Raw genomic sequence first — 14,699 nt, forward strand, 5'->3', positions numbered from 1 at the left:
CCCTCGCCGCTCTTGATGCCGACGTCGCCGGAGCCGAGGACCGCGAAGGCGTCCTCGTCCGTCACGTCGTCGCCCGCGTAGAGGACGGCGGTCGCGCCGGTGTAGCGGCGGAGGTGCTGCACGGCCTCGCCCTTGGTGGTCGAGCGGACCGAGAACTCCAGGACGTTCTTCCCCTCGCGGACGGTGACCCCCTGCACCTCGGCGCGCGCCTCGGAGAGGGCGACGACGTGGGCGACGCGGCTGTGGCGCTCGGTCGCGAGGCGGGTGTGCAGGGCGAAGCCGGCCGGCTTGTCCTCGATCCAGACGTTGTCGATCCCGCGGGCGATGCCCTTCAGGACGTCCTCGAGCACTCCCACCTTCTCGAGCTCGTCGTCGTCGAGCCGGACCGCGTCCTCCTCGGGGTCGAGGCGGATCTCGATGCCGTGGGAGCCGACCAGCAGCGCCTCGTCCGGCAGCTGCGAGACCTCCTCCAGGCTCCCGAGCGCCCGGCCGGAGACCAGCGCGCCCCGGGTGCCGGGGAGGGCGAGGAGCCGCAGCACGGCCTCGCGCGCCTCGGGGAGCGCCCGCGCGCGGGCGGGGTCGTCGACCTCGGGCGCGAGTGTGCCGTCGAAGTCGAGGGCCACCAGGAGCCGGTCGGCCGCGGCGATCTCCCGCAGCGCCGCCGCGAGCCGCTCGGGCACTCCCTCGCTCATCGCGCGCCGCCGTCGAGCTCGCGGTCGTCGGCGGCCTCCCGCTCGAGCTCGGCCGCCTGTCCGTGCGCCGAGTCGTCGCGGTGCTCGGCCTCCTGGCCGTGCGGCGCCTCCTGCCCGCGGGCGGCGGGCCGCACGTCGAGCTGCTGGCCGGCCGCGTGCTCCGCGAGAGCGGAGAGGAACGACTCGGACCAGCGCGCCACGTCGTTCTCGAGCACGCGGCGACGGAGCGCGCGCATGCGCCGGGTGCGCTCGACGCGCGGCATCCGCGCCGAGGCCTCCATCGCGTCCTTCAGCCCCGAGATGTCGTGCGGGTTCACCTGCACGGCCTGCTTGAGCTCGTCGGCCGCTCCGGCGAACTCGCTCAGCACGAGCACGCCGTCGTTGTCGAAGCGGGACGCGACGTACTCCTTCGCGACGAGGTTCATCCCGTCGCGCAGCGCCGTCACGAGCATGACGTCGGCGGCGAGATAGAGCGCCACCATCTCCTCGCGCGGGTAGCCGTGGTGGAGGTAGCTGATCGCCGGGTGCCCGAGCGTGCTGTAGTCGCCGTTGATCCGGCCGACCTGCAGCTCGATGTCGTCGCGCAGCTGCCGGTAGGTGTCTACGCGCTCGCGGCTCGGGCTCGCGACCTGGACCAGCACCGCGTCCTCGGAGGTGAGGCGGCCGTCCGCCAGGAGCTCGCCGAAGGCCTTCAGGCGGTGGCCGATCCCCTTGGTGTAGTCGAGCCGGTCGACGCCGAGCATGATCGTCGCGGGGTTGCCCAGCTCGGCGCGGATCTCGGCGGCGCGGGCCTGGATCTCGGGGGTGCGCGCCATCGCCTCGAACGACGCGGAGTCGATCGAGATCGGGAAGTGCCGGGCGACGACCGGGCGCACGCTCGCCCCGCGCCGCGAGCGGTTGACGCGGCGGGTGCCGCCGACGGCCTCCTCCTCGACCGGGACCTCGACGACCGTGCTGCGGGTGTCGTAGCCCAGCAGGCGCCGGACCGCGCGGAGGAAGCTGCCCGCGTCTCCCTGGCGCTGGAAGCCGATCACGTCGGCGCCGAGCAGGCCCTCGACGATCTGCCGGCGCCACGGGAGCTGCGCGAAGATCCCGTAGGGCGGGAACGGGATGTGGTTGAAGAAGCCGATCGTGACGTCGGGCCGGAGCTCCCGCAGCATCTTGGGCACGAGCTGGAGCTGGTAGTCCTGGACCCAGACCACGCCGTCGTCCGCCGCCACGGCCGCGGCCGCCCCCTCGAAGCGGTAGTTGACCCGCACGTAGGCGTCCCACCCGTCGCGGTGGTAGGGCGGGGGCGCGATCACGTCGTGGTAGAGCGGCCAGAGCGTGTCGTTCGAGAAGCCCTCGTAGTAGTCCTCGAGCTCCTGCGCGCTGAGGGCGACGGGGACGATCTGCACGCCGTTGTCGACGAACGGGGCGACCTCCTCGTCGGCCACGCCGGGCCAGCCGACCCAGGCGCCCTCGTTCGCGCGCATCACGGGCTCGAGCGCGGTGACCAGCCCGCCGGGCGAGGTCTTCCAGGAGGCGGTGCCGTCCTCGGCCACGACGCGGTCCACGGGGAGGCGGTTCGAGACGACCACGAACGCGTTGCGCTCGGTCCCTCCCGAGGTCCCGGCGTCGGTCCTGTCAGCGGCGGAGGAGGCGGAGGCGGAGTGCGGAGGAATGGTGGTCCCTTTTCGTCGGTCGAGCCGTCGTCGTGCCCGTCGAGGCTATCAGCCGGCCCCGCACGGGGGACGGGGGGGGTCAGCCCTGCACGAGGGCGAGCGCGAGCGTCGCTCCGCCCACCGTCGGGACGACCGCGACGAGTCCGAGGAGCGCGTACTGGCGCCACGAGACGTGCACGCCCAGCGCGGTCAGCCTCTGGTGCCAGAGCAGGGTGGCGAGCGAGGCCCACGGGGTGATCAGCGGTCCGGCGTTCACGCCGATCAGCAGGGCGACCAGGCGGAGCGGATCCGCCGCGACGGGCTCGAGGGCGAGGTAGGCGGGCAGGTTGTCGACCAGGTTGGAGGCGACCGCGCCGGAGCCGGCGAGGCGCAGCAGGTCGAGCGTCCCGCTCCCCTCCCCCGCGACCACGGCGAGCGCCGCGCCCAGCCCGAGCTGGTGCGCCGCCTCCATCGCCACGAAGAGGCCCGCCGCGAAGACGACGAGCTGCCACGGCAGGAGGGCGGGCGTGAGCGCCGCGGGACGGCGCACCGCGAAGAGGACGATCAGCGCGACCGCGGCGACCGTCGCCGGGATCCACACCTCGAGGCCCGAGACGAGCGCCGGCAGGAGCAGCGCCACGACGATCCCCGCGCCGACCAGCAGCACCCGGTCCTCCACCGGCGTCCGCTCCCCCGGGGTGTAGCGCCCGGCCAGCTCGCGCCGGTAGCGGATCGCGAGGATCAGCACGGGCACGACGGCCGCGACGAGCGCGGGCACCGCGGTCAGCGCGGCGAAGGCGAAGGGGCCCTCGACCCCCAGGCGCCGCTGCGCGAGCAGGTTGGTGAGGTTCGAGACGGGGAGGAGGAGGGAGGCGCAGTTCGCCAGCCAGACCGTGGCCATCGCGAACGGCAGGGGCGGGACGCGCACGTGCGCCGCGAGCAGGACCACGACCGGGGTCAGGAGCACGGCGGTCGTGTCGAGCGAGAGGAACACCGTGCTGACGACGGCCATCGCCACCACCAGCAGCCAGAGCACCGCGGTCCGCCCGCGGCCCCACTCGGCGGAGCGCTCGGCGACCACGGTGAAGACGCCGGCCTCGGAGGCCAGCTCGGCGACCACGGTCACCGCGACCACGAAGCCGAGGATCGGCGCCGTCCGCTCGACCAGCTCGCCCAGCGCGTCCATCGGGAGGACCCCCGTGACGACGGCCACCGCCCCGACGACGAGCAGCACCGCCCCGATCACAGCCGTGCGCATGTCGTTCCCGTTCTCCTCGGCGTGCCCCGGCTCGAGGATTCGGGTCCCGGCGGCGGTCCACCGTAGCGGGACAACCCCTCGGTGCTGTCAAGCGTTCCTCTGAGAGCTTTCGCACCCGCTAGCGTCGGGGTGAACACGGGAGGCACACGCATGCGCAAGTTCATCCTCAACTCCAGCGTCATCAGCGCGATCGTCGGCGGCTGGTCGATCCTGCAGACCACGCGCAAGGGCCCGCGCGACTGGCGCCTGGCCCTCCAGTGGGTCAGCTGGGCCATCTCGGTCACCGTCGCCCTGGGCTCCGTGTCCTACGACTCGAAGGAGATCGTCAAGGAGGAGCGCGGCAGGAAGCGCGACCGCTAGGCCCTCCTGACGCGCCGCCTCCCCGCGGGGCGGCGTGTCAGCCGGTCTCCCGACCCGGTGGCGGCGACACTGTTCCCAGTCGCTGCCGGCACGGGAAACGGGGTTCGTCATGAGGTTTCGTCTGAGGCGTCGCAAGGCGGCCCCCGAGGTCGTCGAGGCGGCCCCCGTCCTCACGCAGGACGAGCTCTTCGCCGTCGTCCACGAGCGGCTCGCGGCCTTCGTCGGATCCGAGGGCGCCTGGGTCGTCACGCGCCGCAGCCACGACGACCGCGACCCGATCTTCCACGGGATGCTCGCGCGCTCCCTCGCCCACGAGCTCTCCGCCGCCATCCAGGAGGAGCAGCTCCGCGCCGGCGCCGAGCGGACGTCGTCCCCGGTCACCGAGGCGATCCCCGTGATGCGCGCCTCCACTCCCCCGGTGGAGCCGGCCGCCCTCACCTGGGAGCCGAAGCCGATCGCCGTCTGGGCGGAGCCGGCCCCCGCCGACGTCGCCGTCGACACCCCCGTCGCGACCCGCTCCTGACCCGAGCGGTCGGCCGGCGGGCTTGCCCTCCGGCCGACCCGACGAGCGACGTCGCCCTTCCCGCTGATCGAGGAGGCGGCGCGGCCGCCGTCTCGAGATCCCCCGCGGCCGCCCCTCCCCCGGCCGCCCGTCAGAGCGTCGGCCAGCTCCCGGGTCCCTCGCTGCCCGCCGGGTACTCGTCGAGCGGCACCCGGTCCGCGTGCCAGGCGTCGATCGCGGGCTGCACGATGCGCCAGCACTCCTCGGCGGCGTCCCCGCGGACCGAGAGCGACGGGTCGTCGTCGAGGATCCCCGAGATGACCTCGCCGTACGCCAGCAGCTCGCCCGCGCCGAAGGTCGCCTCCAGCGAGGCGCGCTCGAGCGTGTACGGGTCGCCGGGGCCGTTGATGTTCAGCTCGAGCGACATCTGGTCGGGCGCGAGGAACAGCCGCAGCACGGACGGCGCCTCGGTGCCGACGAAGCCGCGGGGCAGGTGCGGCACCGGCTTGAAGCGGATGACCACTTCGCGCCGCCGCTCCCCGAGCGCCTTGCCGGAGCGGAGGGTGAACGGCACGCCTGCCCAGCGCCAGGTGTCGATCTCGACGACCAGCTCGGCCAGCGTCTCGGTCCGGCGAGCGGGGTCCACGCCCTTCTCGTCCGCGTAGGCGGGCAGCTCGCGCCCGTCGATCGTCCCCGCCGTGTAGCGGGCGCGGCGCGAGCTCGCGGCGGGGTCGTCGCCGTGCAGGCGGGTGGCGCGCAGGACGATCGACTTCGCGTCCCGGAGGTCGGCCGCGTCGAGCGAGGACGGCGGCTCCATCGCGATCACCGCGAGGACCTGCAGCAGGTGGCTCTGGATCATGTCGGTCAGCGCGGCTGCGCCTTCGTAGTAGCTGGCCCGCCCCTCGAGGGCCAGCTGCTCGTCGTAGACGATCTCGACGCTCTCGATGTGCTCGGCCGACCACAGCGGCTCGAGGATCCGGTTCGCGAAGCGCAGGCCGAGCACGTTCATCACGGTCGCGCGGCCGAGGAAGTGGTCGACGCGGTGGATGCGGTCCTCGGGGACCAGCGCGGCGAGGCGCTGGTTGAGGGCGTGCGCGCTCGCCTCGTCGGTCCCGAACGGCTTCTCCAGCGCCAGCACGGTGCCCTCCGGCAGGTCGTGGGCGGCGAGCGCCTCGCAGGCCTTCGCCGCGATCGCCGGCGGGAGGGCGAAGTAGACCGCCACTGGACCGGCGCAGCTCGCGAGCAGTGCGGCGAGCGCCTCCGGATCGGTGACGTCGACCTGCTGGTAGCGCGTGCCGGAGGTGAGCGCGTCCACGCCCTCGCCCTGCGCCTCGACGGTGGCGAAGGAGGCGGTCAGCACCTCGTGCCAGTGCTCCTGGATCCAGTCCTCGCGTCCCGCGCCGACGAGGTGGACCCGCCGGTCGGTCTCGCGGGTCAGCAGCTGGCCGACGGCGGGGAGGAGGAGCCGCGAGGACAGGTCCCCCGTCGCTCCGAGGATGAGCAGGGTCGAGACGGTCTGTGCCATGCGGCTCACCCTACGGCGGCGCTGAAGAGCCCCGCTCCGCCTTGACTGGGAGGCCACAGCCGCACCTGAGAGGATCGCCGCATGGTCTCCCCGATCGAGGACTACGCCGTCCTCTCCGACTGCCGCACGGCCGCTCTCGTCTCCCGCGACGGGGGGATCGACTGGCTGTGCCTGCCGCGCTTCGACTCCGCCTCCGTCTTCGGCGCCCTGCTCGGCGGCGACGACCAGGGGCGCTGGTCGCTCCGGCCGGTGGACGGGGAGGCGACGAGCGAGCGCCACTACCTCGGCGACACGCTCGCGCTGGTCACCCGGTGGACGACTCCCACCGGCGTCGTCGAGGTGGTCGACGTGATGCCGCTGCGCGACGAGCGCGCCGAGCTGGTGCGCCGGGTGCGCGGAGTGTCGGGGACCGTCCGGATGCGGCAGGAGCTGCGCATCCGCTTCGACTACGCCCGCACCATGCCGTGGGTGCGGCAGGAGGGGACGGACGAGGATCCGCTGCTCGTCGCCGTCGCCGGGCCCGACGCGGTCGTGGTGCGCGGAGTGCGGTTGAAGGCCGTCGACCACGCCCACGCGGCGGAGTTCGACGTCGACGCGGACGCGGTCGTCGACCTCTCGATGGCGTGGTTCCCCTCGCACCAGCGGGCGCCCAAGCGCCTCGACGTCGACCGCGCGCTGGAGCGCACGCTGTCCTGGTGGTCCGAGTGGGCGTCGGCGATCGACTACGACGGCCCGCACCGCGACGCCGTCGTCCGCTCGCTGCTGACCCTCCGCGCCCTCACCGACGACGAGACCGGCGGCATCGTCGCGGCGGCGACCACCTCGCTCCCGGAGCAGTTCGGCGGCGCCCGCAACTGGGACTACCGCTACGTCTGGCTCCGCGACGCCTCGCTCACCCTGCAGGCCCTGCTCGCGCACGGGTTCGAGCAGGAGGCGCAGAAGTGGCGGGCCTGGCTGCTCCGCGCGGTCGCGGGCGCGCCGGAGGACGTGCAGATCATGTACGGCCTCGCCGGCGAGCGCGACCTGCCCGAGCGGGAGATGCCGAGCCTGCCCGGCTACGACGGCGCCTCCCCCGTGCGGATCGGGAACGCCGCCGTCGACCAGTACCAGGCGGACGTGATCGGCGAGGTGATGGTCGCTCTGCACGAGGCCCGCGTGGCCGGAGTGGACGAGACGGAGTTCTCCTGGCCGCTCCAGCGCGCGCTCCTGGGCTTCGTCGAGACCAACTGGCAGCGGCCGGACAACGGCATCTGGGAGATCCGGGGCGAGCCGCGGCACTTCACGCACTCGCGGGTCATGATCTGGGCCGCGCTCGATCGGGGCGTCCGCGCCGTGCGCGAGAACGGCCTGCCCGGTCCGGTCGAGACCTGGGAGCGCCTCCGCGACGAGGTGCGCGCCGAGATCGAGGCCCAGGGCTTCGACGCCGAGCGCGGCCCAGATCATGACCCGCGAGTGCGTGAAGTGCCGCGGCTCGCCCCGGATCTCCCAGATGCCGTTGTCCGGCCGCTGCCAGTTGGTCTCGACGAAGCCCAGGAGCGCGCGCTGGAGCGGCCAGGAGAACTCCGTCTCGTCCACTCCGGCCACGCGGGCCTCGTGCAGAGCGACCATCACCTCGCCGATCACGTCCGCCTGGTACTGGTCGACGGCGGCGTTCCCGATCCGCACGGGGGAGGCGCCGTCGTAGCCGGGCAGGCTCGGCATCTCCCGCTCGGGCAGGTCGCGCTCGCCGGCGAGGCCGTACATGATCTGCACGTCCTCCGGCGCGCCCGCGACCGCGCGGAGCAGCCAGGCCCGCCACTTCTGCGCCTCCTGCTCGAACCCGTGCGCGAGCAGGGCCTGCAGGGTGAGCGAGGCGTCGCGGAGCCAGACGTAGCGGTAGTCCCAGTTGCGGGCGCCGCCGAACTGCTCCGGGAGCGAGGTGGTCGCCGCCGCGACGATGCCGCCGGTCTCGTCGTCGGTGAGGGCGCGGAGGGTCAGCAGCGAGCGGACGACGGCGTCGCGGTGCGGGCCGTCGTAGTCGATCGCCGACGCCCACTCGGACCACCAGGACAGCGTGCGCTCCAGCGCGCGGTCGACGTCGAGGCGCTTGGGCGCCCGCTGGTGCGAGGGGAACCACGCCATCGAGAGGTCGACGACCGCGTCCGCGTCGACGTCGAACTCCGCCGCGTGGGCGTGGTCGACGGCCTTCAACCGCACTCCGCGCACCACGACCGCGTCGGGCCCGGCGACGGCGACGAGCAGCGGATCCTCGTCCGTCCCCTCCTGCCGCACCCACGGCATGGTGCGGGCGTAGTCGAAGCGGATGCGCAGCTCCTGCCGCATCCGGACGGTCCCCGACACTCCGCGCACCCGGCGCACCAGCTCGGCGCGCTCGTCGCGCAGCGGCATCACGTCGACCACCTCGACGACGCCGGTGGGAGTCGTCCACCGGGTGACCAGCGCGAGCGTGTCGCCGAGGTAGTGGCGCTCGCTCGTCGCCTCCCCGTCCACCGGCCGGAGCGACCAGCGCCCCTGGTCGTCGCCGCCGAGCAGGGCGCCGAAGACGGAGGCGGAGTCGAAGCGCGGCAGGCACAGCCAGTCGATCCCCCCGTCGCGGGAGACGAGAGCGGCCGTGCGGCAGTCGGAGAGGACGGCGTAGTCCTCGATCGGGGAGACCATGCGGCGATCCTCTCAGGTGCGGCTGTGGCCTCCCAGTCAAGGCGGAGCGGGGCTCTTCAGCGCCGCCGTAGGGTGAGCCGCATGGCACAGACCGTCTCGACCCTGCTCATCCTCGGAGCGACGGGGGACCTGTCCTCGCGGCTCCTCCTCCCCGCCGTCGGCCAGCTGCTGACCCGCGAGACCGACCGGCGGGTCCACCTCGTCGGCGCGGGACGCGAGGACTGGATCCAGGAGCACTGGCACGAGGTGCTGACCGCCTCCTTCGCCACCGTCGAGGCGCAGGGCGAGGGCGTGGACGCGCTCACCTCCGGCACGCGCTACCAGCAGGTCGACGTCACCGATCCGGAGGCGCTCGCCGCACTGCTCGCGAGCTGCGCCGGTCCAGTGGCGGTCTACTTCGCCCTCCCGCCGGCGATCGCGGCGAAGGCCTGCGAGGCGCTCGCCGCCCACGACCTGCCGGAGGGCACCGTGCTGGCGCTGGAGAAGCCGTTCGGGACCGACGAGGCGAGCGCGCACGCCCTCAACCAGCGCCTCGCCGCGCTGGTCCCCGAGGACCGCATCCACCGCGTCGACCACTTCCTCGGCCGCGCGACCGTGATGAACGTGCTCGGCCTGCGCTTCGCGAACCGGATCCTCGAGCCGCTGTGGTCGGCCGAGCACATCGAGAGCGTCGAGATCGTCTACGACGAGCAGCTGGCCCTCGAGGGGCGGGCGAGCTACTACGACGGCGCGGGCGCGCTGACCGACATGATCCAGAGCCACCTGCTGCAGGTCCTCGCGGTGATCGCGATGGAGCCGCCGTCCTCGCTCGACGCGGCCGACCTCCGGGACGCGAAGTCGATCGTCCTGCGCGCCACCCGCCTGCACGGCGACGACCCCGCCGCGAGCTCGCGCCGCGCCCGCTACACGGCGGGGACGATCGACGGGCGCGAGCTGCCCGCCTACGCGGACGAGAAGGGCGTGGACCCCGCTCGCCGGACCGAGACGCTGGCCGAGCTGGTCGTCGAGATCGACACCTGGCGCTGGGCAGGCGTGCCGTTCACCCTCCGCTCCGGCAAGGCGCTCGGGGAGCGGCGGCGCGAAGTGGTCATCCGCTTCAAGCCGGTGCCGCACCTGCCCCGCGGCTTCGTCGGCACCGAGGCGCCGTCCGTGCTGCGGCTGTTCCTCGCGCCCGACCAGATGTCGCTCGAGCTGAACATCAACGGCCCCGGCGACCCGTACACGCTCGAGCGCGCCTCGCTGGAGGCGACCTTCGGCGCGGGCGAGCTGCTGGCGTACGGCGAGGTCATCTCGGGGATCCTCGACGACGACCCGTCGCTCTCGGTCCGCGGGGACGCCGCCGAGGAGTGCTGGCGCATCGTGCAGCCCGCGATCGACGCCTGGCACGCGGACCGGGTGCCGCTCGACGAGTACCCGGCGGGCAGCGAGGGACCCGGGAGCTGGCCGACGCTCTGACGGGCGGCCGGGGGAGGGGCGGCCGCGGGGGATCTCGAGACGGCGGCCGCGCCGCCTCCTCGATCAGCGGGAAGGGCGACGTCGCTCGTCGGGTCGGCCGGAGGGCAAGCCCGCCGGCCGACCGCTCGGGTCAGGAGCGGGTCGCGACGGGGGTGTCGACGGCGACGTCGGCGGGGGCCGGCTCCGCCCAGACGGCGATCGGCTTCGGCTCCCAGGTGAGGGCGGCCGGCTCCACCGGGGGAGTGGAGGCGCGCATCACGGGGATCGCCTCGGTGACCGGGGACGACGTCCGCTCGGCGCCGGCGCGGAGCTGCTCCTCCTGGATGGCGGCGGAGAGCTCGTGGGCGAGGGAGCGCGCGAGCATCCCGTGGAAGATCGGGTCGCGGTCGTCGTGGCTGCGGCGCGTGACGACCCAGGCGCCCTCGGATCCGACGAAGGCCGCGAGCCGCTCGTGGACGACGGCGAAGAGCTCGTCCTGCGTGAGGACGGGGGCCGCCTCGACGACCTCGGGGGCCGCCTTGCGACGCCTCAGACGAAACCTCATGACGAACCCCGTTTCCCGTGCCGGCAGCGACTGGGAACAGTGTCGCCGCCACCGGGTCGGGAGACCGGCTGACACGCCGCCCCGCGGGGAGGCGGCGCGTCAGGAGGGCCTAGCGGTCGCGCTTCCTGCCGCGCTCCTCCTTGACGATCTCCTTCGAGTCGTAGGACACGGAGCCCAGGGCGACGGTGACCGAGATGGCCCAGCTGACCCACTGGAGGGCCAGGCGCCAGTCGCGCGGGCCCTTGCGCGTGGTCTGCAGGATCGACCAGCCGCCGACGATCGCGCTGATGACGCTGGAGTTGAGGATGAACTTGCGCATGCGTGTGCCTCCCGTGTTCACCCCGACGCTAGCGGGTGCGAAAGCTCTCAGAGGAACGCTTGACAGCACCGAGGGGTTGTCCCGCTACGGTGGACCGCCGCCGGGACCCGAATCCTCGAGCCGGGGCACGCCGAGGAGAACGGGAACGACATGCGCACGGCTGTGATCGGGGCGGTGCTGCTCGTCGTCGGGGCGGTGGCCGTCGTCACGGGGGTCCTCCCGATGGACGCGCTGGGCGAGCTGGTCGAGCGGACGGCGCCGATCCTCGGCTTCGTGGTCGCGGTGACCGTGGTCGCCGAGCTGGCCTCCGAGGCCGGCGTCTTCACCGTGGTCGCCGAGCGCTCCGCCGAGTGGGGCCGCGGGCGGACCGCGGTGCTCTGGCTGCTGGTGGTGGCGATGGCCGTCGTCAGCACGGTGTTCCTCTCGCTCGACACGACCGCCGTGCTCCTGACCCCGGTCGTGGTCCTGCTCGCGGCGCACGTGCGCGTCCCGCCCCTGCCGTTCGCGATGGCCACGGTCTGGCTGGCGAACTGCGCCTCCCTCCTCCTCCCCGTCTCGAACCTCACCAACCTGCTCGCGCAGCGGCGCCTGGGGGTCGAGGGCCCCTTCGCCTTCGCCGCGCTGACCGCGGTGCCCGCGCTCGTCGCGGCCGTCGTGCCCGTGCTGATCCTCGCGATCCGCTACCGGCGCGAGCTGGCCGGGCGCTACACCCCGGGGGAGCGGACGCCGGTGGAGGACCGGGTGCTGCTGGTCGGCGCGGGGATCGTCGTGGCGCTGCTCCTGCCGGCGCTCGTCTCGGGCCTCGAGGTGTGGATCCCGGCGACGGTCGCCGCGGTCGCGCTGATCGTCCTCTTCGCGGTGCGCCGTCCCGCGGCGCTCACGCCCGCCCTCCTGCCGTGGCAGCTCGTCGTCTTCGCGGCGGGCCTCTTCGTGGCGATGGAGGCGGCGCACCAGCTCGGGCTGGGCGCGGCGCTCGCCGTGGTCGCGGGGGAGGGGAGCGGGACGCTCGACCTGCTGCGCCTCGCCGGCTCCGGCGCGGTCGCCTCCAACCTGGTCGACAACCTGCCCGCCTACCTCGCCCTCGAGCCCGTCGCGGCGGATCCGCTCCGCCTGGTCGCCCTGCTGATCGGCGTGAACGCCGGACCGCTGATCACCCCGTGGGCCTCGCTCGCCACCCTGCTCTGGCACCAGAGGCTGACCGCGCTGGGCGTGCACGTCTCGTGGCGCCAGTACGCGCTCCTCGGACTCGTCGCGGTCGTCCCGACGGTGGGCGGAGCGACGCTCGCGCTCGCCCTCGTGCAGGGCTGACCCCCCCCGTCCCCCGTGCGGGGCCGGCTGATAGCCTCGACGGGCACGACGACGGCTCGACCGACGAAAAGGGACCACCATTCCTCCGCACTCCGCCTCCGCCTCCTCCGCCGCTGACAGGACCGACGCCGGGACCTCGGGAGGGACCGAGCGCAACGCGTTCGTGGTCGTCTCGAACCGCCTCCCCGTGGACCGCGTCGTGGCCGAGGACGGCACCGCCTCCTGGAAGACCTCGCCCGGCGGGCTGGTCACCGCGCTCGAGCCCGTGATGCGCGCGAACGAGGGCGCCTGGGTCGGCTGGCCCGGCGTGGCCGACGAGGAGGTCGCCCCGTTCGTCGACAACGGCGTGCAGATCGTCCCCGTCGCCCTCAGCGCGCAGGAGCTCGAGGACTACTACGAGGGCTTCTCGAACGACACGCTCTGGCCGCTCTACCACGACGTGATCGCGCCCCCGACCTACCACCGCGACTGGTGGGACGCCTACGTGCGGGTCAACCAGCGCTTCGCCGGGGCGGCCGCGGCCGTGACGGAGGAGGACGGCGTGGTCTGGGTCCAGGACTACCAGCTCCAGCTCGTGCCCAAGATGCTGCGGGAGCTCCGGCCCGACGTCACGATCGGCTTCTTCAACCACATCCCGTTCCCGCCCTACGGGATCTTCGCGCAGCTCCCGTGGCGCCGGCAGATCGTCGAGGGCCTGCTCGGCGCCGACGTGATCGGCTTCCAGCGCCAGGGAGACGCGGGCAGCTTCCTCCGCGCGGTCCGGCGCCTGCTGGGCTACGACACCCGCAGCACGGTCGTCGAGGTCCCGGTCGAGGAGGAGGCCGTCGGCGGCACCCGCCGCGTCAACCGCTCGCGGCGCGGGGCGAGCGTGCGCCCGGTCGTCGCCCGGCACTTCCCGATCTCGATCGACTCCGCGTCGTTCGAGGCGATGGCGCGCACCCCCGAGATCCAGGCCCGCGCCGCCGAGATCCGCGCCGAGCTGGGCAACCCCGCGACGATCATGCTCGGCGTCGACCGGCTCGACTACACCAAGGGGATCGGCCACCGCCTGAAGGCCTTCGGCGAGCTCCTGGCGGACGGCCGCCTCACCTCCGAGGACGCGGTGCTGGTCCAGGTCGCGAGCCCGAGCCGCGAGCGCGTAGACACCTACCGGCAGCTGCGCGACGACATCGAGCTGCAGGTCGGCCGGATCAACGGCGACTACAGCACGCTCGGGCACCCGGCGATCAGCTACCTCCACCACGGCTACCCGCGCGAGGAGATGGTGGCGCTCTATCTCGCCGCCGACGTCATGCTCGTGACGGCGCTGCGCGACGGGATGAACCTCGTCGCGAAGGAGTACGTCGCGTCCCGCTTCGACAACGACGGCGTGCTCGTGCTGAGCGAGTTCGCCGGAGCGGCCGACGAGCTCAAGCAGGCCGTGCAGGTGAACCCGCACGACATCTCGGGGCTGAAGGACGCGATGGAGGCCTCGGCGCGGATGCCGCGCGTCGAGCGCACCCGGCGCATGCGCGCGCTCCGTCGCCGCGTGCTCGAGAACGACGTGGCGCGCTGGTCCGAGTCGTTCCTCTCCGCTCTCGCGGAGCACGCGGCCGGCCAGCAGCTCGACGTGCGGCCCGCCGCCCGCGGGCAGGAGGCGCCGCACGGCCAGGAGGCCGAGCACCGCGACGACTCGGCGCACGGACAGGCGGCCGAGCTCGAGCGGGAGGCCGCCGACGACCGCGAGCTCGACGGCGGCGCGCGATGAGCGAGGGAGTGCCCGAGCGGCTCGCGGCGGCGCTGCGGGAGCTCGCCGCGGCCGACCGGCTCCTGGTGGCCCTCGACTTCGACGGCACACTCGCGCCCGAGGTCGACGACCCCGCCCGCGCGCGGGCGCTCCCCGAGGCGCGCGAGGCCGTGCTGCGGCTCCTCGCCCTCCCCGGCACCCGGGTCGCGCTGGTCTCCGGCCGGGCGCTCGGGAGCCTGGAGGAGGTCTCGCAGCTGCCGGACGAGGCGCTGCTGGTCGGCTCCCACGGCATCGAGATCCGCCTCGACCCCGAGGAGGACGCGGTCCGGCTCGACGACGACGAGCTCGAGAAGGTGGGAGTGCTCGAGGACGTCCTGAAGGGCATCGCCCGCGGGAACGACAACGTCTGGATCGAGGACAAGCCGGCCGGCTTCGCCCTGCACACCCGCCTCGCGACCGAGCGCCACAGCCGCGTCGCCCACGTCGTCGCCCTCTCCGAGGCGCGCGCCGAGGTGCAGGGGGTCACCGTCCGCGAGGGGAAGAACGTCCTGGAGTTCTCGGTCCGCTCGACCACCAAGGGCGAGGCCGTGCAGCACCTCCGCCGCTACACCGGCGCGACCGCCGTCCTCTACGCGGGCGACGACGTGACGGACGAGGACGCCTTCGCGGTCCTCGGCTCCGGCGACGTCGGCATCAAGAGCGGCGAGGG

11 protein-coding genes and 3 pseudogenes are annotated in these 14,699 nt (G+C 73.9%); 7 read left to right on the forward strand and 7 right to left on the reverse strand.

Annotated elements, in window-relative coordinates:
- The 3 genes from otsB (C5D04_RS15960) to C5D04_RS15970 form a co-directional block, all read right to left on the reverse strand.
- The coding region (gene otsB, locus C5D04_RS15960; protein WP_104348006.1) for a trehalose-phosphatase at positions 1 to 692 on the reverse strand (692 nt) is incomplete at its 3' end.
- Entirely contained in the window at positions 689 to 2,272 is a 1,584-nt protein-coding gene (locus tag C5D04_RS15965) for a trehalose-6-phosphate synthase (RefSeq protein ID WP_104348007.1), read from the reverse strand. The genes C5D04_RS15965 and otsB (C5D04_RS15960), both read right to left, overlap by 4 nt.
- 163 nt (positions 2,273 to 2,435) lie before the next feature.
- Positions 2,436 to 3,593, reverse strand: a complete 1,158-nt coding sequence (locus tag C5D04_RS15970) for an SLC13 family permease (protein ID WP_104226243.1) — start codon at positions 3,591 to 3,593, stop codon at positions 2,436 to 2,438.
- A 150-nt stretch (positions 3,594 to 3,743) separates the two neighbouring features.
- On the opposite strand from C5D04_RS15970, the gene C5D04_RS15975 reads away from it, so the two are divergent.
- Both C5D04_RS15975 and C5D04_RS15980 read left to right on the forward strand, forming a co-directional pair.
- Entirely contained in the window at positions 3,744 to 3,953 is a 210-nt protein-coding gene (locus tag C5D04_RS15975; protein ID WP_104226242.1) for a hypothetical protein, read from the forward strand.
- 109 nt (positions 3,954 to 4,062) lie between these two features.
- The gene (locus C5D04_RS15980; protein WP_104233213.1) at positions 4,063 to 4,476 is read left to right on the forward strand and encodes a hypothetical protein; all 414 of its coding nucleotides are present in this window, start codon (positions 4,063 to 4,065) and stop codon (positions 4,474 to 4,476) included.
- A 130-nt stretch (positions 4,477 to 4,606) separates the two neighbouring features.
- Here C5D04_RS15980 and C5D04_RS15985 read toward each other — a convergent pair whose 3' ends face one another.
- Positions 4,607 to 5,980 (reverse strand): glucose-6-phosphate dehydrogenase, encoded by a 1,374-nt coding sequence (locus C5D04_RS15985; protein ID WP_181137738.1) that lies wholly within the window; start codon positions 5,978 to 5,980, stop codon positions 4,607 to 4,609.
- Positions 5,981 to 6,061: 81 nt separating this feature from the next.
- Between C5D04_RS15985 and C5D04_RS15990 the strand changes: the two are divergent.
- Positions 6,062 to 7,414, forward strand: a pseudogene (locus C5D04_RS15990) (glycoside hydrolase family 15 protein); the annotation flags it as partial.
- A 51-nt stretch (positions 7,415 to 7,465) separates the two neighbouring features.
- Here the strand turns inward: C5D04_RS15990 and C5D04_RS15995 are convergent.
- Positions 7,466 to 8,638, reverse strand: a pseudogene (locus C5D04_RS15995) (glycoside hydrolase family 15 protein); the annotation flags it as partial.
- Positions 8,639 to 8,728: 90 nt separating this feature from the next.
- Between C5D04_RS15995 and C5D04_RS16000 the strand changes: the two are divergent.
- A pseudogene (locus tag C5D04_RS16000) lies at positions 8,729 to 10,093 on the forward strand (glucose-6-phosphate dehydrogenase); the annotation flags it as partial.
- Positions 10,094 to 10,223: 130 nt separating this feature from the next.
- On the opposite strand, the gene C5D04_RS16005 reads toward C5D04_RS16000, so the two are convergent.
- Positions 10,224 to 10,637: a hypothetical protein gene (locus C5D04_RS16005; protein WP_104233213.1), complete on the reverse strand. Its 414-nt coding sequence runs from the start codon at positions 10,635 to 10,637 to the stop codon at positions 10,224 to 10,226.
- Positions 10,638 to 10,746: 109 nt separating this feature from the next.
- Positions 10,747 to 10,956: a hypothetical protein gene (locus C5D04_RS16010; protein WP_104226242.1), complete on the reverse strand. Its 210-nt coding sequence runs from the start codon at positions 10,954 to 10,956 to the stop codon at positions 10,747 to 10,749.
- Between the two features lie 150 nt (positions 10,957 to 11,106).
- Here C5D04_RS16010 and C5D04_RS16015 point away from each other — a divergent pair, with 150 nt between their 5' ends.
- The 3 genes from C5D04_RS16015 to otsB (C5D04_RS16025) all read left to right on the forward strand — a co-directional run.
- Entirely contained in the window at positions 11,107 to 12,264 is a 1,158-nt protein-coding gene (locus tag C5D04_RS16015; RefSeq protein WP_104226243.1) for an SLC13 family permease, read from the forward strand.
- A 163-nt stretch (positions 12,265 to 12,427) separates the two neighbouring features.
- On the forward strand, positions 12,428 to 14,011 hold the full coding sequence (locus tag C5D04_RS16020) for a trehalose-6-phosphate synthase (protein WP_104348008.1): 1,584 nt from the start codon (positions 12,428 to 12,430) through the stop codon (positions 14,009 to 14,011).
- On the forward strand, positions 14,008 to 14,699 hold a 692-nt coding region (gene otsB / locus C5D04_RS16025; protein ID WP_104348009.1), incomplete at its 3' end, for a trehalose-phosphatase. The genes C5D04_RS16020 and otsB (C5D04_RS16025), both read left to right, overlap by 4 nt.

Origin of the sequence: Rathayibacter sp. AY1D2 (assembly GCF_002932695.1) — a bacterium.
Classification (GTDB): Bacteria; Actinomycetota; Actinomycetes; order Actinomycetales; family Microbacteriaceae; genus Rathayibacter.

Excerpts from the sequence above, each read along its gene's own strand:
- C5D04_RS15970 (WP_104226243.1), bottom strand. The coding sequence starts at position 3,593 with ATGCGCACGGCTGTGATCGGGGCGGTGCTGCTCGTCGTCGGGGCGGTG.
- C5D04_RS15975 (WP_104226242.1), top strand. The coding sequence starts at position 3,744 with ATGCGCAAGTTCATCCTCAACTCCAGCGTCATCAGCGCGATCGTCGGC.
- C5D04_RS15980 (WP_104233213.1), top strand. The coding sequence starts at position 4,063 with ATGAGGTTTCGTCTGAGGCGTCGCAAGGCGGCCCCCGAGGTCGTCGAG.
- C5D04_RS15985 (WP_181137738.1), bottom strand. The coding sequence starts at position 5,980 with ATGGCACAGACCGTCTCGACCCTGCTCATCCTCGGAGCGACGGGGGAC.
- C5D04_RS16005 (WP_104233213.1), bottom strand. The coding sequence starts at position 10,637 with ATGAGGTTTCGTCTGAGGCGTCGCAAGGCGGCCCCCGAGGTCGTCGAG.
- C5D04_RS16010 (WP_104226242.1), bottom strand. The coding sequence starts at position 10,956 with ATGCGCAAGTTCATCCTCAACTCCAGCGTCATCAGCGCGATCGTCGGC.
- C5D04_RS16015 (WP_104226243.1), top strand. The coding sequence starts at position 11,107 with ATGCGCACGGCTGTGATCGGGGCGGTGCTGCTCGTCGTCGGGGCGGTG.